The organism is Streptomyces purpureus, from assembly GCF_014648195.1.
Taxonomy (GTDB): Bacteria; Actinomycetota; Actinomycetes; order Streptomycetales; family Streptomycetaceae; genus Streptomyces; species Streptomyces purpureus.
Genome location: NZ_BMQQ01000011.1, coordinates 98159 through 122173, shown reverse-complemented (window position 1 = coordinate 122173; position 24015 = coordinate 98159). Strand labels below are relative to the sequence as shown.

Below are 24015 nucleotides of genomic sequence, written 5' to 3'. Positions count from 1 at the left end.
GAGAGGGGTACGGGCGGCACGCTCATGCGGGGGGCTCCTGGGAGAGTGTCCGAAGGTGCTGGAGCAGGGTGATGAGGACGTACTTGCTGGAGGAGCGGTCCCGGGCGTCGCACTCCACCAGCGGCACCTCGTCGGGCAGGTCGAGCGCCTCGCGGATCTGGGCCTCGGTGTGGACGGGTCCGCCGAAGTCGTTGCAGGCCACGATGAACGGCGTGCCGTGGTGCTCCAGCCGGTCGATCGCGTACCAGGAGTCGGCCAGGCGGCGGGTGTCGACGAGGACGACCGCGCCGAGTGTGCCGGCGAACAGCCGGTCCCACAGGAACCAGAAGCGTTCCTGGCCGGGTGCGCCGAAGAGGTAGAGGACGTTGCGCGCGTCCAGGGTGATCCGGCCGAAGTCGAACGCCACCGTGGTGGCGGTCTTGGACCCCACCGCGCTGATGTCGTCGACGTCCTCGCCGGCGCGGGTCATCGTCTCCTCGGTGTTCAGCGGGCGGATCTCGCTGACCGAGCGGACGAGCGTGGTCTTGCCGACACCGAACCCGCCCACGACGACGATCTTGAGGCCGTTGTCGGCGGTCGCCCGCAGGGCGGTCCGGTCAGAGGTTGCGGAGTCCAACGAGCACCTGTTCCAGGAGGTCGGGGTCGGGGAGGCGGTGGCCGCCGCGGGCGGTGCGCGGATGGCGGGCGGCGATCCGGCCCGTACCGAGCAGGTCGGACAGCAGGATCCGCACGAAGGAGTTCGGCGAGCGCGTGCATGACGCCCTCGGCCGCGTGCCCGGCGATGGCGACGTCGCTGGTGGAGTGGAGCCGTACCCGCTGATAGCCGCTGATGCGGCCCATCGCGCCACGCAGGATCGACTCCATCACGATCGGCCGGGCCCAGCGGCGGCCCGAACGGGCGCCGGTGAGGACGGCGATGGAGTCGGCGAGCCGGCCGGCCTGGGCGGTGCGGTGGTCGAGGTGGAGGAGGTCGGTGAGGACGTCCTCGTCGCTGTGGCGGTGCTCCATCTCGCGCAGATCGGCGAGCATGCTGGTGGCCAGGGCCTGCATCCGGCCGGCCGCGTTGGCGCAGGAGGCCACGACGGCGGCGCGCAGCGTCTCGCTGCGGGCGGCCTCGGCGCGGGCCTCGGCGACGGAGCGGGCGGCCTCGGCGCGCACCTCCGCGACGGTGCGGTTGGTCTCGGCGGTGAGCCGGAGGGTCTCGGCGTTGGCGTACTGCGCCTGGGACAGCAGCGCGGCGTTGTGGCGGCGCAGCCGTCGGGTGGTGTCGAAGGCGTACGCGAGGGTGGCCGCGGCGGGCGTGAGCAGGACGGCCGCGGCGCCGCCGCCCCAGGCGAGCGGGGCCTTGACGGTGCCGAGAGCGACGGAGACGGCTCCCGCGCAGAGGAGACCGGTGACGGCCGCCGAGATCAGCAGGGCCGGCCAGACGGGCCGGAGGGAGGAGCGCAAATCGTCCGTCCTCTGGAAGGTGGTACCTCGGAAAGGTGAGGAGCCGTCAGGATGAGTGATGGGAGCCGTCGATTCCCGATCAATTCGTGGTCACTATAGGAGAGTTGACGATCACTTTGGGATGGCGATGTGACCTTTTTCAACGGTCGAGGTCACGACACGGGCGGCGGCCGGGCAGGCCACCCCGGCCGTTGGCATCCTGAACCCATGGCTCAGCAGCGGAACACCCACTCCGGGGACCTGGCGCGGGCCCTGCGCACCGCCGTACGCGGCGACGTCGACTTCGGGGTCGCCGCCCGCGCCCTGACGACCATGGACGCCTCCAACTACCGTCGCGTACCGCTCGGCGTCGTCGCTCCCCGCGACGCCGACGACCTCGCCGCCGCCCTCGCCGTCTGCCGCGACCACGGCACCCCCGTCGTCCCCCGCGGCGGGGGCACCTCCATCGCCGGACAGGCCACCGGCACCGGAGTCGTCATCGACACCCGCCACATGGCCGCCGTCCTCGCCCTCGACCCCGACAGCCGCACCGCCGTCGTCCAGCCCGGCGTCGTCCTCGACACCCTCCGCGCCGCCGCCGGCCCCCACGGCCTCACCTTCGGCCCCGACCCCTCCACCCACAGCCGCTGCACAATCGGCGGCATGATCGGCAACAACGCCTGCGGCGCCCACACCGTCGCCTGGGGCACCACCGCCGACAACATCGCCGAACTCGCCGTCACCGCCTACGGCGGCGCCACCTCGCGCCTCGGCCCCGGCTGGGCCGGCGCCCCCGAGGGCCTGTGCGGCCTCGTCGACTCCCACCTCGCCCTGCTGCGCACCGGCTACCCCCAGGACCTGCCGCGCCGGATCTCCGGATACGCCCTCGACGCCCTCCTGCCAGAACACGGCGCAGACGTCGCCCGCGCCTTCTGCGGCAGCGAAGGGACCTGGGGCGTGGTCACCGAGGCCGTCGTACGGCTCGTCGAGACCCCGCCCGCCCGCGCCCTCGCCGTCCTCGGCCACGCCGACGAGAGCGCCGCCGCCGAGGCCGCCGCCGGCCTGCTGCCGTACGGGCCGCTCACCGTCGAAGGCATGGCCAGGGACCTCGTACCGCACGCCACCGGCCTGCCCCGGGGCGACGCCTGGCTCTTCGTCGAGACCGGCGGCGCGACACAGGCCGAAGCGCGCGCCCACGCCGCCCGGCTGATCCGCGCCTCCGACGCCCTCGACACGGCGATCGTCACCGACCCCGCGGGGCAGCGCGCCCTGTGGCGCATCCGGGAGGACGCCGCCGGCACGGCGACCCGGATGCCCGACGGCACCGAAGCCTGGCCCGGCTGGGAGGACTGCGCCGTACCCCCCGCCCGCCTCGGCCCCTACCTGCGCGACTTCCGCGCCCTGCTCGGCGAGTACGGCCTGCGCGGCGCCCCCTACGGTCACTTCGGCGACGGCTGCGTCCACGTCCGGATCGACTTCGACCTGCTGAGCGCGGGCGGCGTGGAACGCTTCCGCGCCTTCTCCCACGACCTCGCCGACCTCGTCGTCGCCCACGGCGGATCCCTCTCCGGCGAACACGGCGACGGGCAGGCACGGGCCGAACTGCTGCCGAAGATGTACGGGCCCGACCTCGTCCAGCTCTTCGCCCACGCCAAGGACGTGTGGGACCCGGCGGGCGGTCTGAACCCCGGCATGCTCGTCCGCCCCCACTCCCTCACCGACAATCTCCGCTTCGCCGTCCTGCCCCGCGAACCGGTCACCGGCACCGCCTTCGCCTACCCCGGCGACGGCGGCGACTTCGCGGGCGCGGTCCGCCGCTGCGTCGGCGTCGCCAAATGCCGTACCCCCGGGCCTTCCGCGGGGCCCGAGGTGATGTGCCCCTCCTTCCGGGCGACCGGCGAGGAGCAGCACTCGACCCGGGGCCGGGCCCGCCTGCTCCACGAGATGCTCGCCGGGGAGATCGTCACGGACGGCTGGCGTTCCGAGGAGGTCCACGAGGCGCTGGACCTGTGCCTGTCGTGCAAGGGATGCCGCAGCGACTGCCCGGTCGGCGTCGACATGGCCACGTACAAGGCGGAATTCCTCCACCACTACTACGCGGGCCGCCGCCGCCCCGCCTCCCACCTGGTGATGGGCCGCCTGCCGCAGTGGCTGCGGGCGGCGGCGCCCCTGGCCCGGCCGCTGAACGCGGCGGCCCGGCAGGGCCCGCTGGCGGCCCTCGCCAAACGGGCGGCCGGAATCGCCCCTCAGCGCGTCCTGCCCCGGCTCGCCCCGCAGACCTTCACCAGCTGGTTCGCCACCCTCCCCGCGCCCGAGGCGGGCGGCCCCCTCCTGTGGCCCGACACGTTCACCAACCACCTGGCGCCCCAGGTCGGCCGGGCCGCCGTCCGCGTCCTCTCGGCCGCCGGGATCGGCGTCCGTCTCCCGCCCGGCCGCGTCTGCTGCGGACTGACGTACGTCTCCACCGGACAGCTCGACCGTGCCCGTACGGTCATGCGCCACACCCTCGACACCCTCGGCCCCGGCCTCGGCCGCCCGGTCGTCGTCCTCGAACCCTCCTGCGCGGCGGCCCTGCGCACCGACCTCCCGGAGCTGCTCGCCGACGACCCCCGCGCCCACCGGCTCGCCGCCTCCGTCCGCACCTTCGCCCAGGCCCTGGAGGAGTACGCCCCCGACTGGGCCCCGCCCCGCCTCGACCGCCCGGTCGCCGGCCAGACCCACTGCCACCAGCACGCCGTCCTCGGCGACGCGGCCGAACGCCGCCTGCGGGAGAAGGCGGGCCTGACGGGCGAGCTGAGCGGCGGCTGCTGCGGCCTCGCCGGGAACTTCGGCTTCGAACGCGGCCACTACGAGATCTCCGTGCGCTGCGCCGAGGACCAGCTCCTGCCGGCCGTACGGTCCGCCCCGCCGGACGCGGCGCTCCTCGCCGACGGCTTCTCCTGCCGCACCCAGCTCCAGGACCTCGGTCCCTACCGGGCGCGCCACCTGGCCGAGATGCTGGCGGAGGGACTGGACGGCCCCGGGTGAAGGCACGTGCAGGGTGCAGTATCTTGGATCGGCAGTGCATTGCATTGAACTGATCTTGAGCTGATCTTTGGGAGTACTTCGGTGACGGTCGACGACTCGCGTACCGCGGCGGCGGCTCGCCCCGCCGCCTCCGGCCCGGCGGGCGGCCGCGCCACGCACGGCACCCTGGGCTCCGGCACGCTCGGCTCCGTCACGCTCGTCGTCGCCGGCGGGCTCTCCGTACAGTTCGGCTCCGCCGTCGCCGTCCTCCTCATGCCCCGCGCGGGCGCCCTCGGCGTGGTCACCCTCCGGCTCGTCCTCGCCGCCGTCGTCCTGCTCCTCGTCTGCCGCCCCAAGGTCCGCGGCTACACCCGCGCCGACTGGGGCACCGTCGTCGTCTTCGGCGCCGTGATGGCCGCGATGAACGTCTTCATCTACCAGGCCGTCGACCGCATCCCCCTCGGCGCCGCCGTCACCCTCGAAGTCCTCGGCCCGCTCGCCCTCTCCGTCCTCGCCTCCCGCCGCCTGATCAACCTCGTATGGGCGGGCCTCGCCCTCGGCGGAGTCGTCCTGCTCAGCGGCGGCGGCTTCGACCGGCTCGACCCCGTCGGCGCCGCCTTCGCCCTCGCCGCCGGCGCCATGTGGGCCGCGTACATCGTCTTCAGCGCCCGCACCGGCCGCCGCTTCCCCCAGGCCGACGGCCTCGCCCTCGCCATGGCCGTCGGAGCCGTCCTCACCGTCCCGCTCGGCATCCTCGACGCCGGCGCCAAACTCACCGTGCCCAGCACCATCGGCCTTGGCCTCGCGGTCGCGCTGCTTTCCTCGGTCCTGCCCTACACCCTCGAACTCCTCGCCCTGCGCCGCCTGCCCGCCCCCACCTTCGCCATCCTGATGAGCCTGGAACCGGCCATCGCCGCGGCCGCCGGCTTCCTCGTCCTCCACCAGGCCCTGTCCGCGACCGACGCCCTCGCCATCGCCCTGGTCATCGCGGCCAGCATGGGCGCGGTCCGCAGCCAGGTGAAGCGTGCGTCGGCGAAGTGATCGCCGGGACGTCCGGGGTCAGTCCCGCTTCTCGCCCAGGGCCGCGCGCAGCCAGTCCAGGCTGCCGTGCTCCAACAGCTCGTCGGCAAGGCGGCGAGCGGTTTCCGTGACGAGGCGGCCCCGGCTGTTGTCGATCCAACGCTGAGCGTTCTCGTAGCCCTGCGTCTTGTACTCGATGCCCTGCAGCATGCACTCCAGCTTGTCGGCATCCCGGGCGCAGACCGCCTCGGGAGACTCCTTGGCCTCGTACTCGGCGATCAGGTTCCGCACCGTGGAAGCCAGCCCTCCCGGCATGCCCGCCGTCTGGTCCGCGGTCACATCCCGCGGATCGGCCGTGGGTGAGTATTTCCTCCCCAGGTAGTTCACATCCCCGGTACGGGTCTCCTGGGAGTCGTGCCAGACCGCGAGAAACGCCGCTCGTGCGGGGTCGGCGCCTTCGAGTTCGGCGATGATCGACGCGATCAGCGAGGTACGCCACGCGTGCTCGGCGACGCTCTCCGGGTCACGCACCCCAGCCATCCACCAGCCGGTGCGCCTGGTCCGCTTGAGCGTCCCCGCCTCGTACAGGAAGTTCGCCACCGCGGACAGGTCGTCAGCCACCGTCCGTCTCCTCTCACGCCTCGGCGAGGCGGATCGCGTACCGGATGCTCTCCAGCACGCGGCTATCCAACATCACCAACACTCCGCGCAGTGATCACGACAGTTCAGGGCGCCCAAGAGAGGCCCTGGCGTACGGCCATGGCCTGCGGGTATCCCGAGGGAGACGGGTGGGGCCCTGGCCGGCATCGGGGGGACGTACCGGCCAGGGCGGTCTGAGGGCCCGCTCTGGCCCCTTCTCTACGCGACGCGAATGCCCGCCCGGATCGGCAGAGCGTCCGGGCCTGTTCCAGGGCTGGGATCAGAGCGGGAGATGACTGCCCCGGCCGGCATCGGGAGACTCGGCCCGGCCGGGGCGGCCTGTGCCTGGCCGCTGACGATCGGCGCCACCAGCGGCCAGGAGATCAGGAAGCGCTGCGCCGGGTCCAGACTCGCGACGCCCGGGTGTCCTGGAGGTAGACCAGCTGCGCGAGAATCGGATTGCTCGGGTCCGTCCAAGCCGCCGGCACTTGCCGCTCGGGCGGCTCTGGCTTTGACGTGGCGGCGGGCTTGGGCTGGAGAGTCATCAGGACCCCTTCTGGTGACAGCGGTGCATACAGGGCATGACGAGCAGCGGCTTCTCTTCTGCGTGTTGGTGGGGCGCCCGGATCTCATGCGGGCCGCCGCAGTGCTGACACTCGCCGAGCTGGCACTCTGGCGACAACTCCGGCTTTCGGAGCATCCGGCTGGCGTCAGTCACGGGCGCGCGCCTCATGGAGCGGGGCGAGACCACGTTGCTCACGGCAGGGCGCGCACGCTCGGCGGTGCTCATCGACCATGGCCGCCGTACCGGAGGGGCCCTTGTGGAAGTGGCACCAGCCCGCAGTGCATCGAGAGCAGAGGCACGGCGGGAAGGCGAACGTCTTCTCGACCTTGACCGCCGGAGGCACCTGCCGCCTTCGCTTCACCATCGTACGGACGCCATCGGACGCCACCCTGTACACCCTGATTGTCATCATGGGCCTGCTCCCCGATCCGCATCGTGAACTCGCCTCAGTTCACCGCGGGGCGTGCCGCCACTCCAGGACATGGAGCGGCCACTCAGCGGCCACTCAGCGGCCGCGGACGGCGGGTTCCCCACGTGATGGCCGGTACCCGTACCGTGCCCCTCCCGTTGCCCCTACGGTGAACCCAAGTCGAGTCAAGGGGACAGTCGGATGAGAACTCCGGCCAATCAGCAGCTCTTTGCCGCGCGCACCGCCAAGGGCTGGTTTTCGCAAGAAGCGGCGGCACGAGGCATCAGCGCAGCAGGACAAAGAGCGCTGGGAGACCCAAGCTACGAGATCAGCGTCCGTACGTACCGGCGCTGGGAATCGCTGGCCACCGGCTGGCCGAGGCCAGACCAGGCCACCGCTCTGCGAGCGGCGTTCGGTCGCGGGCCTGAGCACCTCGGCTTTGCCACAGACCATGGGATGCCCGTTGACGTGCCTCACCACGGAGGGGACGTGGCTTCGCCGGAGGGGCAACGAGGCATCCTGGCCTCTGAACCGGCGGTGACCGGCCTGCCCTGGCTCAGTCCGACACCAGCCCGCGCGACCACCTCTGAACTCCGCATCGGCCGCGACGAGATTGGACTTCTCCACGCCACCGCCGCCGACCTCGACGCCATCGACCAGCAGTTCGGCGGAGACCGACTGTGGCGCACCGCCAAGACGCACCTGATGTGGGTGCACCACGTGATAGATCACGGCGTCTACACCGAGGACATCGGCCAGGAGCTCCACACCATCGCGGGCCAGCTCACCACGTCGCTGGGCTGGTTCTGCTACGACGCCGAGCAGCAGACCGAGGCCCGCGTCTACTTCTCCGAGGCGCTGAACACCGCGATGATCTCCGGTGACGACCAGCTGGCCACCCGCACCCTGTCCAACATGGCCCGCCAGTCCGTGGACCTCGACAAGGGCCGGGAAGCCGTCCGGTTCGCGCGAACCGCCGAGCGCCACGCTTCCCTGTGGGGAGCGCCCCCGCGGGTCACTGCCCTGCTCATGATTCGGCTCGCACAGGGCTACGCCCGCCTCGGCGACGAAGTCAGCGCCTCCCACGCCATCAAACGAGCGTGGCGGGCTTTCGATCAGGGAACCAGCGATCGTGACCCCGAGTGGACCGGCTTCCTCAATGAGGCGGAGCTGGTCTGCCTGGAGGGCATGTGCCGCTCCGACCTCGGCCATCACCGCCAAGCGGTACGGCTCCTGGACAGGTCCGCCACCCTCCAGGACATCGAGCACTCCCGGAACCGCGGCATGTGTCTCGCGCGGCTCGCCAACGCCGCCGTACAAGCGCGCGACTTCGACCGTACCGCCGACGCGGCCAAGGAGTCTCTACGGCTCATCGAAGGTGGCCAGTCCTCCACCCGCAACCGCCGGCAGCTTGCACTCGTCCGCGACAGCCTCCAGGCCCACGGTGCCAGCCCGCAGGTCCGTGACACCATCGAAATGCTCACCAGCCGCATCGCCTGATCCGCCCACCCCGGAAGGAACCATGGCCCAGACGCCCGCCCTGAAGTTCACCCGCCACACCCCCGAGGCAGCCCTAGAGATCTACGACGAACTCCTCGCGGTGTATGCGGAGGTGTACGACGTGCCTCCGTACATCGGTGACCCGTTCTTCAGCGTGGAGACCTACGGCGACAGGCTGCGCGCGGCGTTCGACATGCCGGGCTTCGAGGTCGTCACCGCCCGTCTGGCCGACGGCACCCTCGCCGGCTATGTCCACGGCGTCACCCTCGTCCCGGACCGGGCCTGGTGGGCGTCCCTCGCCGATCTGGTTCCCGCAGATGCGAGGGCGGCTGCCGTCGCCGGAGCGGTCTTCTGGCTCCGGGAGCTGATGGTGCTGCCCAAGCACACCACCCAGGGCATCGGTCGCGCGCTACACAACGAGATGGTCGCCGGCCGAGCCGAACCGTGGACCACTCTCACCTGCATCGTCGACAACGAGCCCGCCCGGTCCGCCTACCCACGCTGGGGTTACGAGGTCGTGGGCCAGATCAAGCACGCCCCCGAGTCCCCCCTCTACGATGCGATGATCCTGCGCCCAGGTCAGGTGTAATCGCGGGTCGGTACGAATGCCTGAAGGCGCGGTAGTACCCCCTCTCGCCTTCGGTGGGAGGGGGTGCTGCGTCCGGGGCAGGCGGCGCCTCGCTGAGACGTACGCAGGGCGTCGAGATGAAGTGCCGCATCCGGTCCCGGTCACCCTGCCGGGCCGCGACGGAGCGGGCGTTGAGCCAGTGGTGAGCCAGTCGTCCGGGCGTTCCGTTCGCTGATGATGGGCCAGCCACTCGCCGGTGTCGGGAGCCGTGTCGTACCCGCCAAATAGAGGGCCTGGCGGCGGAGAAGGAATCGATCGGGACCACAGGAGCGCCCCACCGTGCGCCTCATCTGCGCGAAGAAGCGCTGACGGTCCGACTCCGGCAGTTCACATCGGCAGAGCGCCCGGGCTTGTTCCAGGGCTGGGGCCAGAGCGGGAGACGAGTTCAACGAGCCTTGGCCTGGCGGCACCAGAGCGCAGCTGCTCAGTCTCGGTATCACCATTGCCCGGATCACGGAATCGTTTACGGCGGACATGCCCACCGAGGACGAGGCGACAACGCTGCGCGTCGGCGCCGGTGTTCCCGTCATTCGCTACACCCGCCGCCACATCACTGACACCGGCCGCGTCGTGGAAGTGGCGCACCCCATCGTCCGACGCGGAGATGCGACGATCGTCGACTCTGTGATCGAGCGCGACTGACCCAGCTGTATTGCCTCGTTAGGTTGGGGGCGCGGCTTGCGGGTGGTTTGCCTGCGAGTGCGGTGCGTCCGCGGTGGTGATTGTAGGAGTGGAGCCAGCCGGGGAACGCTTCGCGGCGTTCGATGTCTGACCGGTAGGGGCGGGCGTAGGCATGCGTCTCAGCTCTCGGCGGGGGCGGCGGGCTGGTCTGCTGGCCGGGAATCGGATCGCCATCAACGGGGTTGGTGGGGGATGAGCCGTTATTGGAGGGTCATGCGAGCGATTCAGGTGTACGAAGTGGGCGGTCCCGAGGTGCTGCAGGAGGCCGAGGTGGACCAGCCGCGGCCGGGTCCGGGCGAGGCGGTCGTTGAGGTCGCCGCATCCGGGGTCAACTTCCTCGACGTCTACCACCGCGAGGGCCGGTACAGCCTCCCGCTGCCCTTCACCCCGGGCGCTGAGGGCGCCGGCACGGTCGTCGAAGTTGGACCCGGCGTCGCTGACGTCGCAGTCGGGGACCGGGTCGGTTGGGCGGAGATTCCCGGCACGTATGCCGAGCGGGCCGTCGTGGACTCCTCCCGGCTGGTGCCGCTGCCGGACGATATCGGCTTCGAGACAGCCGCCGCCGTGCTCCTCCAAGGCATGACCGCGCACTATCTCGTCAAGGACGCCTACCCGGTTCAGGGGGGCGACACGGTGCTCGTGCATGCGGCTGCTGGTGGCATGGGGCTGCTTTTGACCCAGCTCATCACCCATCTCGGCGGCAGGGTGATCGGCACGACGTCGACCACGGCGAAGGCCGAGCTGGCGAAGCGCGCCGGGGCCGCTGAGGTGATCCTTTCCTCCGCAGTCGACGATCTCGCAGCCGAGGTGAGGCGGCTCAACGGCGGTCAGGGACTGCCGGTTGTCTTCGACGGCGTCGGCGCGCACACCTTCGATGCGAGCCTCGCCAGCCTGCGAACCCGCGGCCATCTCGTGCTCTTCGGCGCGGCAAGTGGTGCCGTGCCTCCGTTTGATCCGATTCGGCTCGCCGACGGCGGTTCGCTGACCCTGATCCGGCCCAGCCTCGGGCACTTCATCGCCGATCGGTCCGAACTGCTCCGACGGGCCGCTGATGTGTTCGAGTGGGTGCGCTCCAAGGCGCTTGAGGTCACCGTAACGGGCCGCTACGCATTGTCCGAGGCCGCCCAGGCCCACAGCGATCTGGAGGCTCGGCGTACCACCGGCAAGCTGCTCCTCGTACCCGATGCGGCCGCTATTGGACGCCGCGAGGAGACGCAGAGCTGATCGCGGGTGACGAGGTCGGGGATCTTGGAGACTGAGATGTCGAGGGCATGGCCGACCGTCATCGCCAAGATCCCCGACAACGGCAGGCACTCAGCAGGTCAAGATCAAGTTCTGGCGGGTTTCTGGCGTATCCGGGTCACACCCCTTGACCCTCGTGGGTTCAGGGAAACCGATGCCTGTTCAGCGGGAACTCGCGGGGCGGTCCGTGTGCATCAGCTGGGCGTATCCGTGGGTTCGGCGGGAACCGTGGGGTGGTTCGCGAGGCGGCGGGCTTCGGCCGTGACCTCTGCATCGACCTGAGCTATTGCTTCGTCGCCGTCTTCGAGCATGCCGTACTCGTCATCGAGCTCGGCGAGCCGCTCAGTCAGAGGCAGCTCGTGCCCGTAGCGCCGGTGAATCCGGAAAGTGAGCTCCCAGGGTTTCAACTCGCCGGCGATCATGCGCCGTGCGAGCGCTCGCACGGCGGCTTCTTGGCCGGCCTCGCCGCCGACTGGATGGAGGGTGAGGCCGAGTTCGGCGAGTGCCGGGGGAAGCAGGTCGTGGACGTCGCAGTCCGCCTCGGCGCGCGTGCAGGCGGCGAGGATCCGAAGGTTGGGGGTGTCGAGTCCGGCGACGAGCGCATCGCAGGCGGAATCGACGACCTCGCTCGCGCTGACCTCCCCCACACTCCAGAGGGCGGCATGGTCTTGTAGGGCGATTGCTGCTGCTTCTTCGGTCGACGTCACTCGCTCATGATTCCCTTCACGGTGCGTCCCGGTCGAGCGGGTTTCACCGAAGCTGCTGTTCAGCGGCCTGGTCCAGCAGAGCGCGGGCGGAGTTCGCGTAGCGGATCGCGGTCTTCTCGTCCAGGCCGAAGACCTCGGCGAGGTGAAGCGGGTCGGGCCCGTGGACGAGGGCTTCTTCGAGCTGCCGGTCGACGCGGAGCTGTTCCAGGGTGGCGGCCTGGCCGCGAAAGGGCTCAGAGAGAGTGACCCCGCTGACTGGGCCGGTGCCCAGAGCAGTGATCTTGTTGATCAGCAGATGCGGATTGGCGGTGTCGGGCCAGCGGCGGCGCCGGAACTTCAGCCACTCCAGGGCGAAGTGCAGCGTGAGGTCGTCGAGTCGTCGGATGCGGCCGTCGATCGTGAGCTTGTGGTTGCCGATGTCGAGGTCGTCGAGCTGGAGGCGGCGGATCGCTCCGGACCGTGCGGCATGCACTGCGGCGAGGGCGAGGACGAGGCGGTCCGCCGGCTTGGTGACCGCGGCGACCGAGGTGTTGATGTGCTCGGGCTCCAGGGGCTGGAGGATGCCGTACTCGCGCTGGCCGACACGGATGCGGCTGGTCGGGTTCTTGAAGATGGTGCCGTTCTTCTTCGCCTGGCGGAACAGCGACCGCAGCACGATGAGGGTGTGCTGCCGTTGGCCACCGTGGAGGGCATCGAGCTGGACGAGGACGTCGTCGCGGGTCACCTCGCGCAGGTGGTCGTAGCCGCTTGACCAGGGGATCAGCACGGGCCGGATGCGGTTCAGGTAGTTCCAGACCGTGTTCTCGCCGAGGCGGTGGGCGGTATGCCGTGCCCAGGCCAGCCAGGGGTTGTCCGGGCCCGCGTGCTGGTCGGGATCGGTCCCGGTGAAGTCGCGGCAGACCTCGAACAAGGCAGGTTGGAGCCAGCCGCCGGGCGGCGACGCCGGAGGGGGATCGGGTTTGCGGGGGCGCCCTCGCCGCTCGTACTTCGGCAGCCGCGGCCGCGCGACGCGTTCCCACAGCGGAGCCATGTGCGCGAAGAACAGCTGGTGATGCCGCAGCGTCGGCAGCAGCGACTCCGCCCTCGCGCCGGTTGTCGCTGCCTGCGTACGGGCCTGGCACCAGCACAGACGGCAGTACCCCTTCCGCAGTGGGCCGCTTCGCCGGCAGCCCGTGCATGGGCTGTGCGGACCTGGACGGGCGAAGGAGTTGCAGCCCCCGCACCACCGCATGAACAGCAGACCCCAGGCCAGGCAGTTCGAGCAGCTGTCAGGCTCCAGCACCAGCGTGTCGTCCTCACTCGTCCTGGCCGGTCACACCGGCGGCAGTGACCGGCCGTCCCGCCGACGCGGGACCACCGCCGGAGCGGGACCGGACGCGGCGGCGGCCTGCTGGCCGGTCTCCTCGCCGGGGCGGCGGACCTTGTCCGGCTCGGGGATCAGCAGGTCGCCGATCTCGCAGCCGAGGACGACGCAGATGACGTCCAGGTCCTCCAGCTTGAGCGAGACCGGCTGGCCGGACCACAGCCCGGACATCTTGCCGGCCGAGATCACCAGGCCGTGCTCGGCCAGGCTCCGCTGGAGCTCGGACGCCTTCCAGATACCCTTGTTCGCGGCGGTCAGCCGCAGGTTCCACCTCATCGGATCAGCCCTTCCAGCCGCTTCGCGGCCCGCTCGGTCCCGGCGACCCACGCGTCCTCGACCCGGGTCTGCTGGACGTGGACGTATCGCATCGTCGTGGCGATCCAGGAATGTCCCAAAACCTCCTGGATCGCGAGCAAGTCCAGCCCATTTCCATAGAGCTGGGACGCGCAGAAGTGCCGCAGGACATGCGGCGTCAGCTTGTCCGTCCAGCTCGGCAGATGAGCCTCGACCGCGTTGTCGAGGCCGTTGCGCAGGGCATCGTCGCCGACCCGGCGGGCGGAACCGTCGGTGTTCTTCCGCTCGCTCGGGAACAGCGGGGCACCGGGCCGGGTGTGGTCGTCGTCGAACTGGCCCCACACGTCCTCGATGAACCACCGCAACGTGCGGTCGGCGCCGTTGATCAGCGGAACCATCCGCTCACGCGGCCCGGAGCCACGGGCGCCCTTGCCGTGGCGGACGTGGAGCTTGCCGAAGCGCCCCAGGTTCCACTTGATGTCGCCCACGTCGAGCTTGCATGCCTCGCTGACCCGCAGGCCGACCTGCGACATCAGCTTCGCCGCGGTGTAGTTCCTGGCGGTAGGGGCGAACTTGCGGCAGGTCGCCAGCTCGCCGCCCCAGCCGGTGAACAGCGTTCCGACCTCCGGATCGGTCGGCGGGATCCGCAGCGCCGCGTCCTTGGCCCCGCGCGGCCGGTTCATCTCGTCGATCGGGCACTCGACCACCCGACCGGTCATCCGGTGGATCTCGACCTTGTGCCGCAGCTCCAGGAACAGGAAGTACGTCGTCAGTGCCTGCGACCGGGCCAGCCGGGTGCCGCTGGGTGAGTTCCGCAGCACCTTCCCGAAGTACGCGTCCGCGTCGGCCGGCTCCATGTCCCACAACGGCCGGCCGAACCAGGTCCTGATCTGCTCCAGGTGCCCGACGTCCCCGCGGATCGTGCCGTCCGCCAGGCCCGCCGAGGCCCGCGCGAGGACGAACCCGGACAGCACGTCCGTCTCGAAGCGCTCCAGCTCCTCCGCCGACGCGGGCGCCCAGTGCTCACGCAGGTCCCGTACGACCGCCAGCGCCAACCCGAGCCTCCTCGCCTTCGGCCCGACTGCGGATCGGTCGGACGAGGTGAGAACGCTTCAAGAATCCCGAAGTTACGTCACAGGGCCGCAGAGCACACGAAGGAGGAAGAACCCCCTGGCCACGAGGTTGAGGACTCAGCAGAGCTCAGGGGAACTCACGGGATGTCGCACACAAGATCCCTCAGCCGAGACCGTGACGACGCCCTTGGTGAACACCGCCCCCAGTTCGACTGCCTTGTGCCTGGCCATGAGGCGCGCGGAGGGACCCAAGGTGTGTCTTGTCGACACCTTCGAGCGGCTCAGCAGGGCCGCCTATCGCCAGGCGGGCATGCGCCGTGCGGTGGTCTTGGCGGGCGGGTATTGCGAGACGGTCAACGGCGAGGCCGACGAGGCTCGCGGAGAGACGCTCGGGTTGCCGACAGGCACCCCGCTGACGAGTGCGGCCCAGACCGCCTTCGGCCCGGGGGCAGGCGTTCCGGACGTCCGCGTGTGCGAGCGGTGCGGTGCGACAGACACCCTGCGGGTCGTCGCTGTCCGAGACGGCCGGGACGTCCTCGCCTGTCGCGGTCATGCGGCCGCGCTCGCCGCCGAGCCCTCCGACGTTCTGGCCGCGCTGGCCTGGTACCAGAGTCAGCGCGGTGCCCGCCGCCTCTGACCACCCGCACTCCCGTCCCCGGCCGGCCGCGCCGGAGTCTGTGGCCAGAAGTAAAGCAAGCATGCTTGCTTGTTTCCTCGGGCGCTGCCATGCTCCTCGGCACACACCGCCGTGTCCCGAGGGGAGCGCACCGTGTCCGACCCTGCCGTCGTCCTCGACGACCTGCGCAGTGAGAGCGAGGAACTCGACCGGCTGGTCGGGCAGCTGAGCCCGGAACGGTGGGCCGCTCCCACCCCGGCTCCCCGCTGGACCGTCGCCCACCAGATCGCCCACCTCGCCTGGACCGACCGGGCCGCGCTGCTCGCTCTCACCGACTCCGACGCGTTCGGCGCCGAGACCGCCCGCGCCCTCGCCGCCCCCAACACCTTCGTCGACGACGGCGCCGCCGAAGGCGCCGCGCTCCCGCCCGACGAGCTCCTCGCCCGCTGGCGCACCGGCCGAGACGCGCTCCACACCGCCCTGCGGCACGCCCCGGCCGGCAGCCGCTTCCCCTGGTACGGGCCGCCCATGAGCGCCACCGCCATGGCCACCGCCCGCCTCATGGAGACCTGGGCCCACGGCCAGGACGTCGCCGACGCCCTCGGCGCCGAACGCCGGCCCACCGACCGGCTGCGCCACGTCGCCTGGATCGGCGTACGCGCCCGCGACTACGCCTACCTCGTACGCGGCCTGCCCGCGCCCACCGCACCCTTCCGGGTCGAACTCACCCCGCCCGACGGGACCGGTCTCTGGAGCTACGGACCCGAGGACGCCCCGCAGAGGATCACCGGCCCCGCCCTCGACTTCTGCCTCCTGGTCACCCAGCGAGCCCACCGCGACGACCTCGCCCTGCGCGCCGAAGGGCCCGACGCCGACACCTGGCTCTCCATCGCCCAGGCCTTCGCCGGCCCGGCCGGACCGGGACGCGCCCCGAAGGGAACCGCATGAGCCTCCTGCGGATCGGCAACGCGTCCGGCTTCTACGGCGACCGGTTCGACGCCGTCCGCGAGATGCTCACCGGCGGCCGGCTCGACGTCCTCACCGGCGACTACCTCGCCGAACTCACCCTCCTCATCCTCGGCCGCGACCAGCTCAAGGACCCCGCCACCGGCTACGCCAAAACCTTCCTGCGGCAGATGGAGGAAGGCCTCGGCCTCGCCCATGACCGCGGCGTCCGGATCGTCACCAACGCCGGCGGACTCAACCCCGCCGCCCTCGCCGACGCCCTGCGCGCCCTCGCCGCCCGCCTCGGCGTCCCCGTCCGTATCGCCCACGTCGAAGGCGACCGGCTGCCCGCCCCCGACGGCGTGCTCAGCGCCAACGCCTACCTCGGCGGCGGCGGGATCGCCGCCGCCCTCGCCGCCGGGGCCGACGTCGTCGTCACCGGCCGGGTCACCGACGCCGCCCTCGTCACCGGCCCCGCCCAGTGGTGGCACGGCTGGGGCCCCGAGGCGTACGACCAGCTCGCCGGCGCGGTCGTCGCCGGGCACGTCCTGGAGTGCGGCACCCAGGCCACCGGCGGCAACTACGCCTTCTTCACCGGCCACGACATACGCCGCCCCGGCTTCCCCCTCGCCGAGATCCACGCCGACGGCAGCAGCGTCATCACCAAACACGACGGCACCGGCGGCCTCGTCGACACCGGCACCGTCACCGCGCAGCTGCTGTACGAGACAGGGCCCGCGCGGTACGCCGGGCCCGACGTCACCGCCCGGCTCGACACCGTACGGCTCACCCAGGACGGGCCCGACCGGGTCAGGATCGACGGCGTACGCGGCGAGGCCCCGCCCCCCACCCTCAAGGCCGGGTTCAACCGCCTCGGCGGCTGGCGCAACGAAGTCGTCTTCGTCCTCACCGGCCTCGACATCGACACCAAGGCCGCCCTCGTCCAGGACCAGATCGAGGACGCCTTCACCCGCACCACCTCCCGCCCTGCCGAGGTGCGCTGGGAGCTCGCCCGGACCGACCGCGCCGACGCCGACACCGAGGAGACCGCCAGCGCACTGCTCAGGCTCGTCGTACGCGATCAGGGCCCCGAGGCGGTGGGGCGCGCCCTCAGCGGCGCGGCCGTCGAACTGGCCCTCGGCTCCTACCCCGGCTTCCACGTCACCGCTCCGCCCGGCAAGGGCGCGCCCTACGGCGTCTTCGAGGCCCGGTACGTGGACCGCTCGGAGGCCACCCACGTCGCCGTCCTCCCGGACGGGCGGCGCGAGCAGGTGCCCGAGCCGGTGCGGACGCGCGCACTGGAGCCCGTACCGGAGCCGGCGCCGCCGCCGCCGCTGCCCGCGGGGCCGGTACGGCGGGTGCCGCTCGGGCGGATCGTGGGGGCACGCAGTGGGGACAAGGGCGGGGACGCGAACGTCGGGGTCTGGGCGCGGACGGATGACGCCTGGCGGTGGCTCGTCCATGAACTGACAGTTGACCGACTCTGTCATCTGTTGCCTGAAATCGGTCAACTGTCGGTCACCCGACACATGTTGCCCAACCTCCGTGCCCTGAACTTCGTCGTCACCGGCCTTCTCGGCGAGGGCGTCGTCTCCCAGGCCCGCTTCGACCCCCAGGCCAAAGCCCTCGGCGAGTGGCTGCGCGCCCGCGAACTCGACGTACCGGAGGTTCTCCTGTGACCGTGCTCGCCTCGGCCCTCGACACCGGCGGCGCCGACTACACCGCCCACCGCGCCGCCCTCCTCGACAAGCTGACCGCCCTGGACGCCGAACACGCCAAGGCGCTCGCCGGCGGCGGCGAGAAGTACACCGCCCGGCACCGCGCCCGCGGCAAACTCCTCGCCCGGGAACGGATCGAGCTGCTCCTCGACCCCGACACCCCGTTCCTGGAGCTGTCGCCGCTCGCCGCCTGGGGCAGCGACTACCCCGTCGGCGCGTCCATCGTCACCGGCATCGGCGTGGTGGAAGGCGTCGAGTGCCTGATCACCGCCAACGACCCGACCGTACGCGGCGGCGCCTCCAACCCGTGGACGCTGAAGAAGGTGCTGCGCGCCAACGAGATCGCCTGTGCCAACCGCCTCCCGGTGATCTCTCTCGTCGAGTCGGGCGGGGCCGATCTGCCGTCCCAGAAGGAGATCTTCATCCCCGGCGGGGCGCTCTTCCGCGACCTGACCCGGCTGTCCGCCGCCGGGATCCCCACGATCGCGGTCGTCTTCGGCAACTCCACGGCCGGTGGCGCGTACGTCCCCGGCATGTCCGACCACACCGTGATGATCGAGGAGCGGTCGAAGGTCTTCCTCGGCGGTCCGCCGCTGGTCAAGATGGCGACCGGGGAGGAGAGCGACGACGAGTCCCTCGGCGGTGCGCGGATGCACGCGCGGGTCTCCGGGCTCGCCGACCATTACGCCGTCGACGAGGCGGACGCGTTGCGCCAGGCCCGCCGGATCGTCGCCCGGCTCAACCACCGCAAGGCGCACCCCGATCCGGGTCCGGCGCAGCCGCCGAAGTACGACGCGGAAGAACTGCTGGGGATCGTGCCGGGGGATCTGCGCACGCCCTTCGATCCGCGTGAGGTGATCGCCCGGATCGTGGACGGTTCGGACTTCGACGAGTTCAAGGCGGCGTACGGGCCGAGTCTGGTGACGGGCTGGGCGTCGCTGCACGGCTATCCGGTCGGGATCCTGGCCAACGCGCAGGGCGTGCTGTTCAGCGCGGAGTCGCAGAAGGCCGCGCAGTTCATCCAGCTCGCCAACCAGCGGGACATTCCGCTGCTGTTCCTGCACAACACCACCGGCTACATGGTCGGCAAGGAGTACGAGCAGGGCGGCATCATCAAGCACGGCGCGATGATGATCAACGCGGTGGCCAATTCGAAGGTCCCTCATCTGTCGGTGCTGCTGGGCGCGAGTTACGGCGCCGGGCACTACGGCATGTGCGGCCGGGCCTACGACCCCCGTTTCCTCTTCGCCTGGCCCAGCGCCAAGTCGGCCGTGATGGGCCCCCAGCAGCTGGCCGGGGTGCTGTCGATCGTCGCCCGCGCGTCCGCGCAGGCCAAGGGGCAGCCGTACGACGAGGAGGCGGACGCCGGGCTGCGGGCGATGGTCGAGCAGCAGATCGAGTCCGAGTCGCTGCCGATGTTCCTGTCGGGGCGGTTGTACGACGACGGGGTCATCGACCCCCGGGACACCCGCACGGTCCTCGGGCTGTGTCTGTCGGCGATCCACACGGCACCGGTCGAGGGCGCGCGGGGCGGCTTCGGCGTCTTCCGGATGTGAGGCTCTGATGATCTCCACTGTTCTTGTCGCCAACCGGGGCGAGATCGCCTGCCGGGTCTTCCGTACCTGCCGTGAGCTGGGGCTCGCGACGGTGGCGGTGTACTCGGACGCGGACGCGTCGGCGCTGCACGTACGGGAGGCGGACGCCGCCGTGCGGCTGCCGGGATCCGCGCCCGCCGAGACGTATCTGCGCGGCGATCTGATCGTGAAGGCGGCGCTGGCGGCGGGCGCGGACGCGGTGCATCCGGGGTACGGCTTCCTGTCGGAGAACGCCGAGTTCGCGGCGGCCGTGGCCGACGCGGGCCTTGTGTGGATCGGTCCGCCGCCGGCCGCGATCGAGGCGATGGCGTCGAAGACACGGGCGAAGGAGCTGATGGGGCTCGCCCCGCTCACCGACGTCACCGAGGCGGACCTGCCGGTGCTGGTGAAGGCGGCGGCGGGCGGCGGCGGGCGCGGCATGCGGGTCGTACGCGAACTGTCCGCGCTGGAGAGCGAGTTGACGGCGGCGCGGGCGGAGGCGTTGAGCGCGTTCGGGGACGGGGAGGTGTTCGTCGAGCCGTATGTGGAGGGCGGCCGCCATGTGGAGGTGCAGGTCCTCGCCGATACCCACGGCACGGTCTGGACGCTCGGGACCCGGGACTGCTCGCTCCAGCGGCGCCACCAGAAGGTGATCGAGGAGGCCCCGGCGCCGGGGCTGCCGGCCCGGCTCGTCGAGGAGCTGTACGAGCGCTCGGCGGCGGCCGCCAAGGCGGTCGGCTATGTGGGGGCGGGGACGGTGGAGTTCCTGGTCGCGGACGGCCGCGCGCACTTCCTGGAGATGAACACCCGGCTCCAGGTCGAGCACCCGGTGACCGAGGAGGTGTACGGGGTGGATCTGGTGGCGCTCCAGATCGCGGTCGCGGAGGGTGAGCGGCTGCCGGCCGACGCGCCGGCCCCGCGCGGCCACGCCGTCGAGGCCCGCCTGTACGCGGAGGACCCGGCCACGGGCTGGACCCCGCAGGCGGGCGTGCTGCACGCCCTGGAGTTTCACGACCGGAGGAGTGCGGACGCTCCCCGCGTCCGTGTTGACAGCGGCTACGCCTCCGGGGACACCGTGCCGGTGCACTACGACGCCATGCTCGCCAAGGTCGTCGTGCACGCCCCGAGCCGGGCGGCGGCGGTGCGGAAGCTGGCGGACGTGCTGGAGCGGGCCGCGGTGCACGGGCCGGTCACCAACCGGGACCTGCTCGTCGCCTCGCTGCGTCACCCCGAGTTCCAGGACCCCGGACGGCTCGGCACCGGGTTCTACGGCCGGAACCTCGACGCGCTGGCCCGGCCACGGGACGGTGAGGCGTACGCCGCCGTCGCCGCCGCGCTCGCCGACGCGGCCGGGAGCGCAGGGCGGTTCGGCGGCGGGTGGCGCAACGTCCGCTCCCAGGACCAGGTGCGGGTGTACGGCGCGCACGAGGTGAGGTACCGGCCCCTGCGCGGCGGCGGGTTCACCGTCACCGCACCCGAGGGCGTCCGCGCCGTCGCCGCCGCTCCCGACCGCGTGCGCCTCGAAGTCGACGGGGTGGTACGGGACTTCGACGTCGCCCGGTACCCGGAAGGCACCGTCCACGTCGGCCCGTACCGGCTCACGGTCCGGCCCCGGTTCACCGACCCGCGCGAGCAGACCGCCCCCGGTTCCCTGCTCGCGCCCATGCCCGGCACCGTCGTCCGGGTCGCGGACGGTCTCGCCGTCGGCGACCAGGTCGTCGCCGGGCAGCCGCTCCTGTGGCTGGAGGCCATGAAGATGGAGCACCGCATCACCGCCCCCGCCTCCGGCACGCTCACCGCGCTCCACGCCGTCCCCGGCCGCCAGGTCGAGGTCGGCGCCCTGCTCGCCGTCGTTCAGGAGGATCCGCAATGACCAGCCTCATCGAGTCACCGGAACGCACCGCGCTGCGCGCCGCCGTCTCCGCACTGGGCCACCGGCACGGGCCCGGCTTCGACCGGGCGGCCCTGTGGGCCGAGGCCGGCAAGCTCGGTTACCTCGGGGTCAACCTCCCCGAGGAGTACGGCGGCGGGGGCGGCGGCATGGCCGAGCTGTCCATAGTCCTGGAGGAGGCCGGCGCGGCCGGTGCGCCGCTGCTGATGATGGTCGTCTCGCCGGCCATCTGCGGCACCGTCATCTCCCGGTTCGGGACGCAGGCGCAGAAGGCGGACTGGCTGCCCGGGCTGGCCGACGGCAGCCGCACGATGGCCTTCGGCATCACCGAGCCGGACGCCGGCTCCAACTCGCACCGCATCACGACCACCGCCACCCGTACCGAGGACGGCTGGGCTCTCGACGGCCGTAAGGTCTTCGTCTCCGGCGTCGACATCGCGGACGCGACCCTCATCGTGGGCCGTACCTCCGACGCCCGTACCGGCAATCTCAAGGCGTGCCTGTTCATCGTTCCGCGCGACACCCCTGGTTTTGGTCGGCGGCAGATCGACATGGAGCTCCAGGCGCACGAGAAGCAGTTCGAGCTGACGCTGGACGGGGTGCATCTGCCGGCGGACGCGCTGGTGGGGGACGAGGATGCGGGGCTGCTGCAGCTGTTCGCGGGGCTGAACCCGGAGCGGATCATGACGGCGGCGTTCGCGATCGGCATGGGGCGGTACGCGCTGGGCCGGGCGGTCGCGTACGCCAAGGAGCGGCAGGTGTGGAAGGTGCCGATCGGGGCGCATCAGGCGATCGCGCATCCGCTGGCGCAGGCGCACATCGAGCTGGAGCTGGCGCGGCTGATGATGCAGAGGGCGGCGGCGCTGTACGACGCGGGTGACGACATGGCGGCGGGGGAGGCGGCGAACATGGCGAAGTACGCGGCCGGTGAGGCGTGTGTGAAGGCGGTGGACCAGTCGGTGCACACGCTCGGCGGCAACGGTCTGACCCGGGAGTTCGGCCTGGCGTCGCTGATCGCGGCGTCACGGGTGGCGAGGATCGCGCCGGTCAGCCGGGAGATGATCCTCAACTTCGTCTCTCACCAGTCCCTGGGGCTGCCGAAGTCGTACTAGGTCTCCCCAACTTAGGTCTTCCCGGCTCAGGTCTCCCCAACGCGACCCGGCAGGGGCGATCCTGGCGTCCGTCCGACCATCCGATGCGAAGGGGCTGACCGTGATCCCGAAGGTGCACCGCAGCTCGTACGAGGACGTTCCCGCCGTCTCGCTCCCCATCCATGACGCCGTGCTGGGCCGGGCGGCGGAGTTCGGTGACATGCCCGCCCTGGTCGACGGGGCGGCCGGGGCGTCGCTGACGTACGCGCAGGTCGACGCGTTCCACCGGCGGATCGCCGCCGCCCTGGCCGACGCGGGACTGCGCAAGGGCGATGTGCTGGCTCTGCACAGCCCCAACACCGTGCTGTATCCGGTGGTGTTCTACGGCGCCACGCGCGCGGGGGCGTCCGTGACGACGGTGCATCCGCTGGCGACGGCGGAGGAGTTCGCCAAGCAGCTGCGGGACTCCTCGGCGCGCTGGATCGTCACCGTCTCGCCGCTGCTGGAGTCGGCGCGGCGGGCGGCGGAGATGGTCGGCGGGATCGAGGAAATCTTCGTCTGCGACGAGGCGGAGGGGCACCGGTCGGTACGGGACCTGCTCGGGTCGACCGCGCCGGAGCCGGTGCTCGGCATCGACCCGGACGAGGACGTGGCGGCGCTGCCGTACTCGTCGGGCACGACCGGCGTGCCGAAGGGGGTGATGCTCACGCACCGCTCGATCGCCACCAACCTGGCGCAGCTCTATCCGGCGATCCCGATGCGGCCGGGCGACCGGATCCTCGCGGTGCTGCCGTTCTTCCACATCTACGGTCTGACGGCGCTGATGAACGCGCCGCTGAAGCATGGTGCGACGGTGGTCGTGCTGCCCCGGTTCGACCTGGACCAGTTCCTCGGCGCGATCGAGAAACACCACATCAACGGGCTGTACGTGGCGCCGCCGATCGTGCTGGCGCTGGCGAAGCATCCGGCAGTGGCGCGCTACGACCTGTCGTCGCTGGAGTACGTCGTCAGCGCGGCGGCCCCGCTCGACGCGGCGCTGGCGCAGGCCTGTTCGGACCGGCTGAAGCTGCCGCCCGTGCGGCAGGCGTACGGCATGACGGAGCTGTCGCCGGGGACGCATGTGGTGCCGCTGGACGTGGAGCGGCCGCCGCCGGGGACGGTGGGCAGGCTGCTGCCGAACACGGAGATGCGGATCCTGTCCCTGGACGATCCGTCGGCGGACGCGGCGCCCGGTGAGGCGGGCGAGGTCGCCATCCGGGGGCCGCAGGTGATGAAGGGGTATCTGGGGCGTCCGGAGGCCACCGCGCAGATGATCGACGCGGACGGCTGGCTGCACACGGGCGACATCGGCCGGGTCGACGAGGACGGGTGGCTGTTCGTCGTCGACCGGGTCAAGGAGCTGATCAAGTACAAGGGTTACCAGGTCGCGCCGGCCGAGCTGGAGGCGCTGCTGCTCACCCACGAGGGGGTGGCGGACGCGGCGGTGATCGGGGTGTACGACGACGACGGCAACGAGGTGCCGAAGGCGTTCGTGGTGCGTCAGCCGACGGCGTCGGGGCTGACCGAGGACGAGGTCGTGGAGTTCGTCGCCGGGCGGGTGGCGCCGTACAAGAAGGTGCGGCGGG

Annotated in this window: 19 protein-coding genes and 3 pseudogenes; 13 read left to right on the top strand and 9 right to left on the bottom strand. The window is 71.6% G+C overall.

The window, feature by feature from the left end:
* Window positions 1–22 precede the first annotated feature (22 nt).
* From IEZ01_RS16305 to IEZ01_RS16295, 3 genes and pseudogenes are all read right to left on the bottom strand, one after another.
* Window positions 23–616: a GTP-binding protein gene (locus tag IEZ01_RS16305; protein WP_052185658.1), complete on the bottom strand. Its 594-nt coding sequence runs from the start codon at window positions 614–616 to the stop codon at window positions 23–25.
* Window positions 597–743: pseudogene (locus IEZ01_RS34975) on the bottom strand (DUF742 domain-containing protein); the annotation flags it as partial. The gene IEZ01_RS16305 and the pseudogene IEZ01_RS34975, both read right to left, overlap by 20 nt.
* A pseudogene (locus IEZ01_RS16295) lies at window positions 733–1449 on the bottom strand (ATP-binding protein); the annotation flags it as partial. The pseudogenes IEZ01_RS16295 and IEZ01_RS34975, both read right to left, overlap by 11 nt.
* 207 nt (window positions 1450–1656) lie before the next feature.
* On the opposite strand from IEZ01_RS16295, the gene IEZ01_RS16290 reads away from it, so the two are divergent.
* Both IEZ01_RS16290 and IEZ01_RS16285 read left to right on the top strand, forming a co-directional pair.
* Window positions 1657–4455 carry an FAD-binding and (Fe-S)-binding domain-containing protein gene (locus IEZ01_RS16290; RefSeq protein WP_189202308.1) on the top strand — a complete coding sequence of 933 codons (2799 nt, stop codon included), beginning with the start codon at window positions 1657–1659 and terminating at the stop codon, window positions 4453–4455.
* 81 nt (window positions 4456–4536) lie between these two features.
* On the top strand, window positions 4537–5475 hold the full coding sequence (locus IEZ01_RS16285) for an EamA family transporter (protein ID WP_019887284.1): 939 nt from the start codon (window positions 4537–4539) through the stop codon (window positions 5473–5475).
* A gap of 18 nt (window positions 5476–5493) precedes the next feature.
* On the opposite strand, the gene IEZ01_RS16280 is transcribed toward IEZ01_RS16285, so the two are convergent.
* Complete coding sequence (locus tag IEZ01_RS16280; protein ID WP_189202306.1) at window positions 5494–6075, bottom strand: HD domain-containing protein; 582 nt, start codon at window positions 6073–6075, stop codon at window positions 5494–5496.
* Between the two features lie 1193 nt (window positions 6076–7268).
* Here IEZ01_RS16280 and IEZ01_RS16275 point away from each other — a divergent pair.
* From IEZ01_RS16275 to IEZ01_RS16265, 3 genes are all read left to right on the top strand, one after another.
* Window positions 7269–8567 (top strand): NsdA family TPR-like regulatory protein, encoded by a 1299-nt coding sequence (locus IEZ01_RS16275; RefSeq protein WP_506417162.1) that lies wholly within the window; start codon window positions 7269–7271, stop codon window positions 8565–8567.
* Between the two features lie 22 nt (window positions 8568–8589).
* Complete coding sequence (locus IEZ01_RS16270) at window positions 8590–9156, top strand: GNAT family N-acetyltransferase (RefSeq protein WP_189202302.1); 567 nt, start codon at window positions 8590–8592, stop codon at window positions 9154–9156.
* Between the two features lie 459 nt (window positions 9157–9615).
* Entirely contained in the window at window positions 9616–9837 is a 222-nt protein-coding gene (locus IEZ01_RS16265; RefSeq protein ID WP_267907264.1) for a UTRA domain-containing protein, read from the top strand.
* 4 nt (window positions 9838–9841) lie between these two features.
* On the opposite strand, the pseudogene IEZ01_RS16260 reads toward IEZ01_RS16265, so the two are convergent.
* Window positions 9842–10000, bottom strand: a pseudogene (locus tag IEZ01_RS16260) (IS481 family transposase); the annotation flags it as partial.
* 89 nt (window positions 10001–10089) lie between these two features.
* Here IEZ01_RS16260 and IEZ01_RS16255 point away from each other — a divergent pair.
* Window positions 10090–11100: a quinone oxidoreductase family protein gene (locus tag IEZ01_RS16255; RefSeq protein ID WP_189202299.1), complete on the top strand. Its 1011-nt coding sequence runs from the start codon at window positions 10090–10092 to the stop codon at window positions 11098–11100.
* 212 nt (window positions 11101–11312) lie between these two features.
* On the opposite strand, the gene IEZ01_RS16250 is transcribed toward IEZ01_RS16255, so the two are convergent.
* Genes IEZ01_RS16250 through IEZ01_RS16235 form a run of 4 tightly spaced genes read right to left on the bottom strand, consistent with a single transcriptional unit; the run spans window position 11313 to window position 14537 of the window.
* Complete coding sequence (locus IEZ01_RS16250) at window positions 11313–11825, bottom strand: hypothetical protein (protein ID WP_189202297.1); 513 nt, start codon at window positions 11823–11825, stop codon at window positions 11313–11315.
* Window positions 11826–11868: 43 nt separating this feature from the next.
* Window positions 11869–13107: a site-specific integrase gene (locus IEZ01_RS16245; RefSeq protein WP_229832989.1), complete on the bottom strand. Its 1239-nt coding sequence runs from the start codon at window positions 13105–13107 to the stop codon at window positions 11869–11871.
* Between the two features lie 30 nt (window positions 13108–13137).
* Complete coding sequence (locus tag IEZ01_RS16240) at window positions 13138–13464, bottom strand: helix-turn-helix domain-containing protein (RefSeq protein ID WP_189202295.1); 327 nt, start codon at window positions 13462–13464, stop codon at window positions 13138–13140.
* Window positions 13461–14537: a tyrosine-type recombinase/integrase gene (locus IEZ01_RS16235; RefSeq protein WP_189202294.1), complete on the bottom strand. Its 1077-nt coding sequence runs from the start codon at window positions 14535–14537 to the stop codon at window positions 13461–13463. The genes IEZ01_RS16240 and IEZ01_RS16235 overlap by 4 nt, the downstream gene beginning before the upstream one ends.
* Window positions 14538–14808: 271 nt before the next feature.
* Here IEZ01_RS16235 and IEZ01_RS16230 point away from each other — a divergent pair, with 271 nt between their 5' ends.
* The 7 genes from IEZ01_RS16230 to IEZ01_RS16200 all read left to right on the top strand — a co-directional run.
* Window positions 14809–15192, top strand: a complete 384-nt coding sequence (locus tag IEZ01_RS16230; protein ID WP_189202292.1) for a hypothetical protein — start codon at window positions 14809–14811, stop codon at window positions 15190–15192.
* A gap of 132 nt (window positions 15193–15324) precedes the next feature.
* A complete protein-coding gene (locus tag IEZ01_RS16225; RefSeq protein WP_189202290.1) occupies window positions 15325–16119 on the top strand; it encodes a TIGR03084 family metal-binding protein in 795 nt (264 codons plus the stop codon).
* The gene (locus tag IEZ01_RS16220) at window positions 16116–17795 is read left to right on the top strand and encodes an acyclic terpene utilization AtuA family protein (protein WP_189202288.1); all 1680 of its coding nucleotides are present in this window, start codon (window positions 16116–16118) and stop codon (window positions 17793–17795) included. Before IEZ01_RS16225 ends, IEZ01_RS16220 begins: the two co-directional genes overlap by 4 nt.
* Window positions 17792–19390, top strand: a complete 1599-nt coding sequence (locus IEZ01_RS16215) for an acyl-CoA carboxylase subunit beta (RefSeq protein WP_019887277.1) — start codon at window positions 17792–17794, stop codon at window positions 19388–19390. The genes IEZ01_RS16220 and IEZ01_RS16215 overlap by 4 nt, the downstream gene beginning before the upstream one ends.
* Before the next feature lie 7 nt (window positions 19391–19397).
* Complete coding sequence (locus IEZ01_RS16210) at window positions 19398–21281, top strand: acetyl/propionyl/methylcrotonyl-CoA carboxylase subunit alpha (RefSeq protein WP_189202286.1); 1884 nt, start codon at window positions 19398–19400, stop codon at window positions 21279–21281.
* On the top strand, window positions 21278–22411 hold the full coding sequence (locus IEZ01_RS16205) for an acyl-CoA dehydrogenase family protein (protein ID WP_189202284.1): 1134 nt from the start codon (window positions 21278–21280) through the stop codon (window positions 22409–22411). Before IEZ01_RS16210 ends, IEZ01_RS16205 begins: the two co-directional genes overlap by 4 nt.
* A 100-nt stretch (window positions 22412–22511) precedes the next feature.
* Window positions 22512–24015 (top strand): AMP-binding protein (locus IEZ01_RS16200; RefSeq protein WP_229832987.1); only part of this gene is annotated, 1504 nt, incomplete at its 3' end.

Bases quoted from the DNA above. Each gene is read 5' to 3' on its own strand.
- IEZ01_RS16290 (WP_189202308.1), top strand. From the start codon at position 1,657: ATGGCTCAGCAGCGGAACACCCACTCCGGGGACCTGGCGCGGGCCCTG.
- IEZ01_RS16275 (WP_506417162.1), top strand. From the start codon at position 7,269: ATGAGAACTCCGGCCAATCAGCAGCTCTTTGCCGCGCGCACCGCCAAG.
- IEZ01_RS16270 (WP_189202302.1), top strand. From the start codon at position 8,590: ATGGCCCAGACGCCCGCCCTGAAGTTCACCCGCCACACCCCCGAGGCA.
- IEZ01_RS16255 (WP_189202299.1), top strand. From the start codon at position 10,090: ATGCGAGCGATTCAGGTGTACGAAGTGGGCGGTCCCGAGGTGCTGCAG.
- IEZ01_RS16240 (WP_189202295.1), bottom strand. From the start codon at position 13,464: ATGAGGTGGAACCTGCGGCTGACCGCCGCGAACAAGGGTATCTGGAAG.
- IEZ01_RS16220 (WP_189202288.1), top strand. From the start codon at position 16,116: ATGAGCCTCCTGCGGATCGGCAACGCGTCCGGCTTCTACGGCGACCGG.
- IEZ01_RS16210 (WP_189202286.1), top strand. From the start codon at position 19,398: ATGATCTCCACTGTTCTTGTCGCCAACCGGGGCGAGATCGCCTGCCGG.
- IEZ01_RS16205 (WP_189202284.1), top strand. From the start codon at position 21,278: ATGACCAGCCTCATCGAGTCACCGGAACGCACCGCGCTGCGCGCCGCC.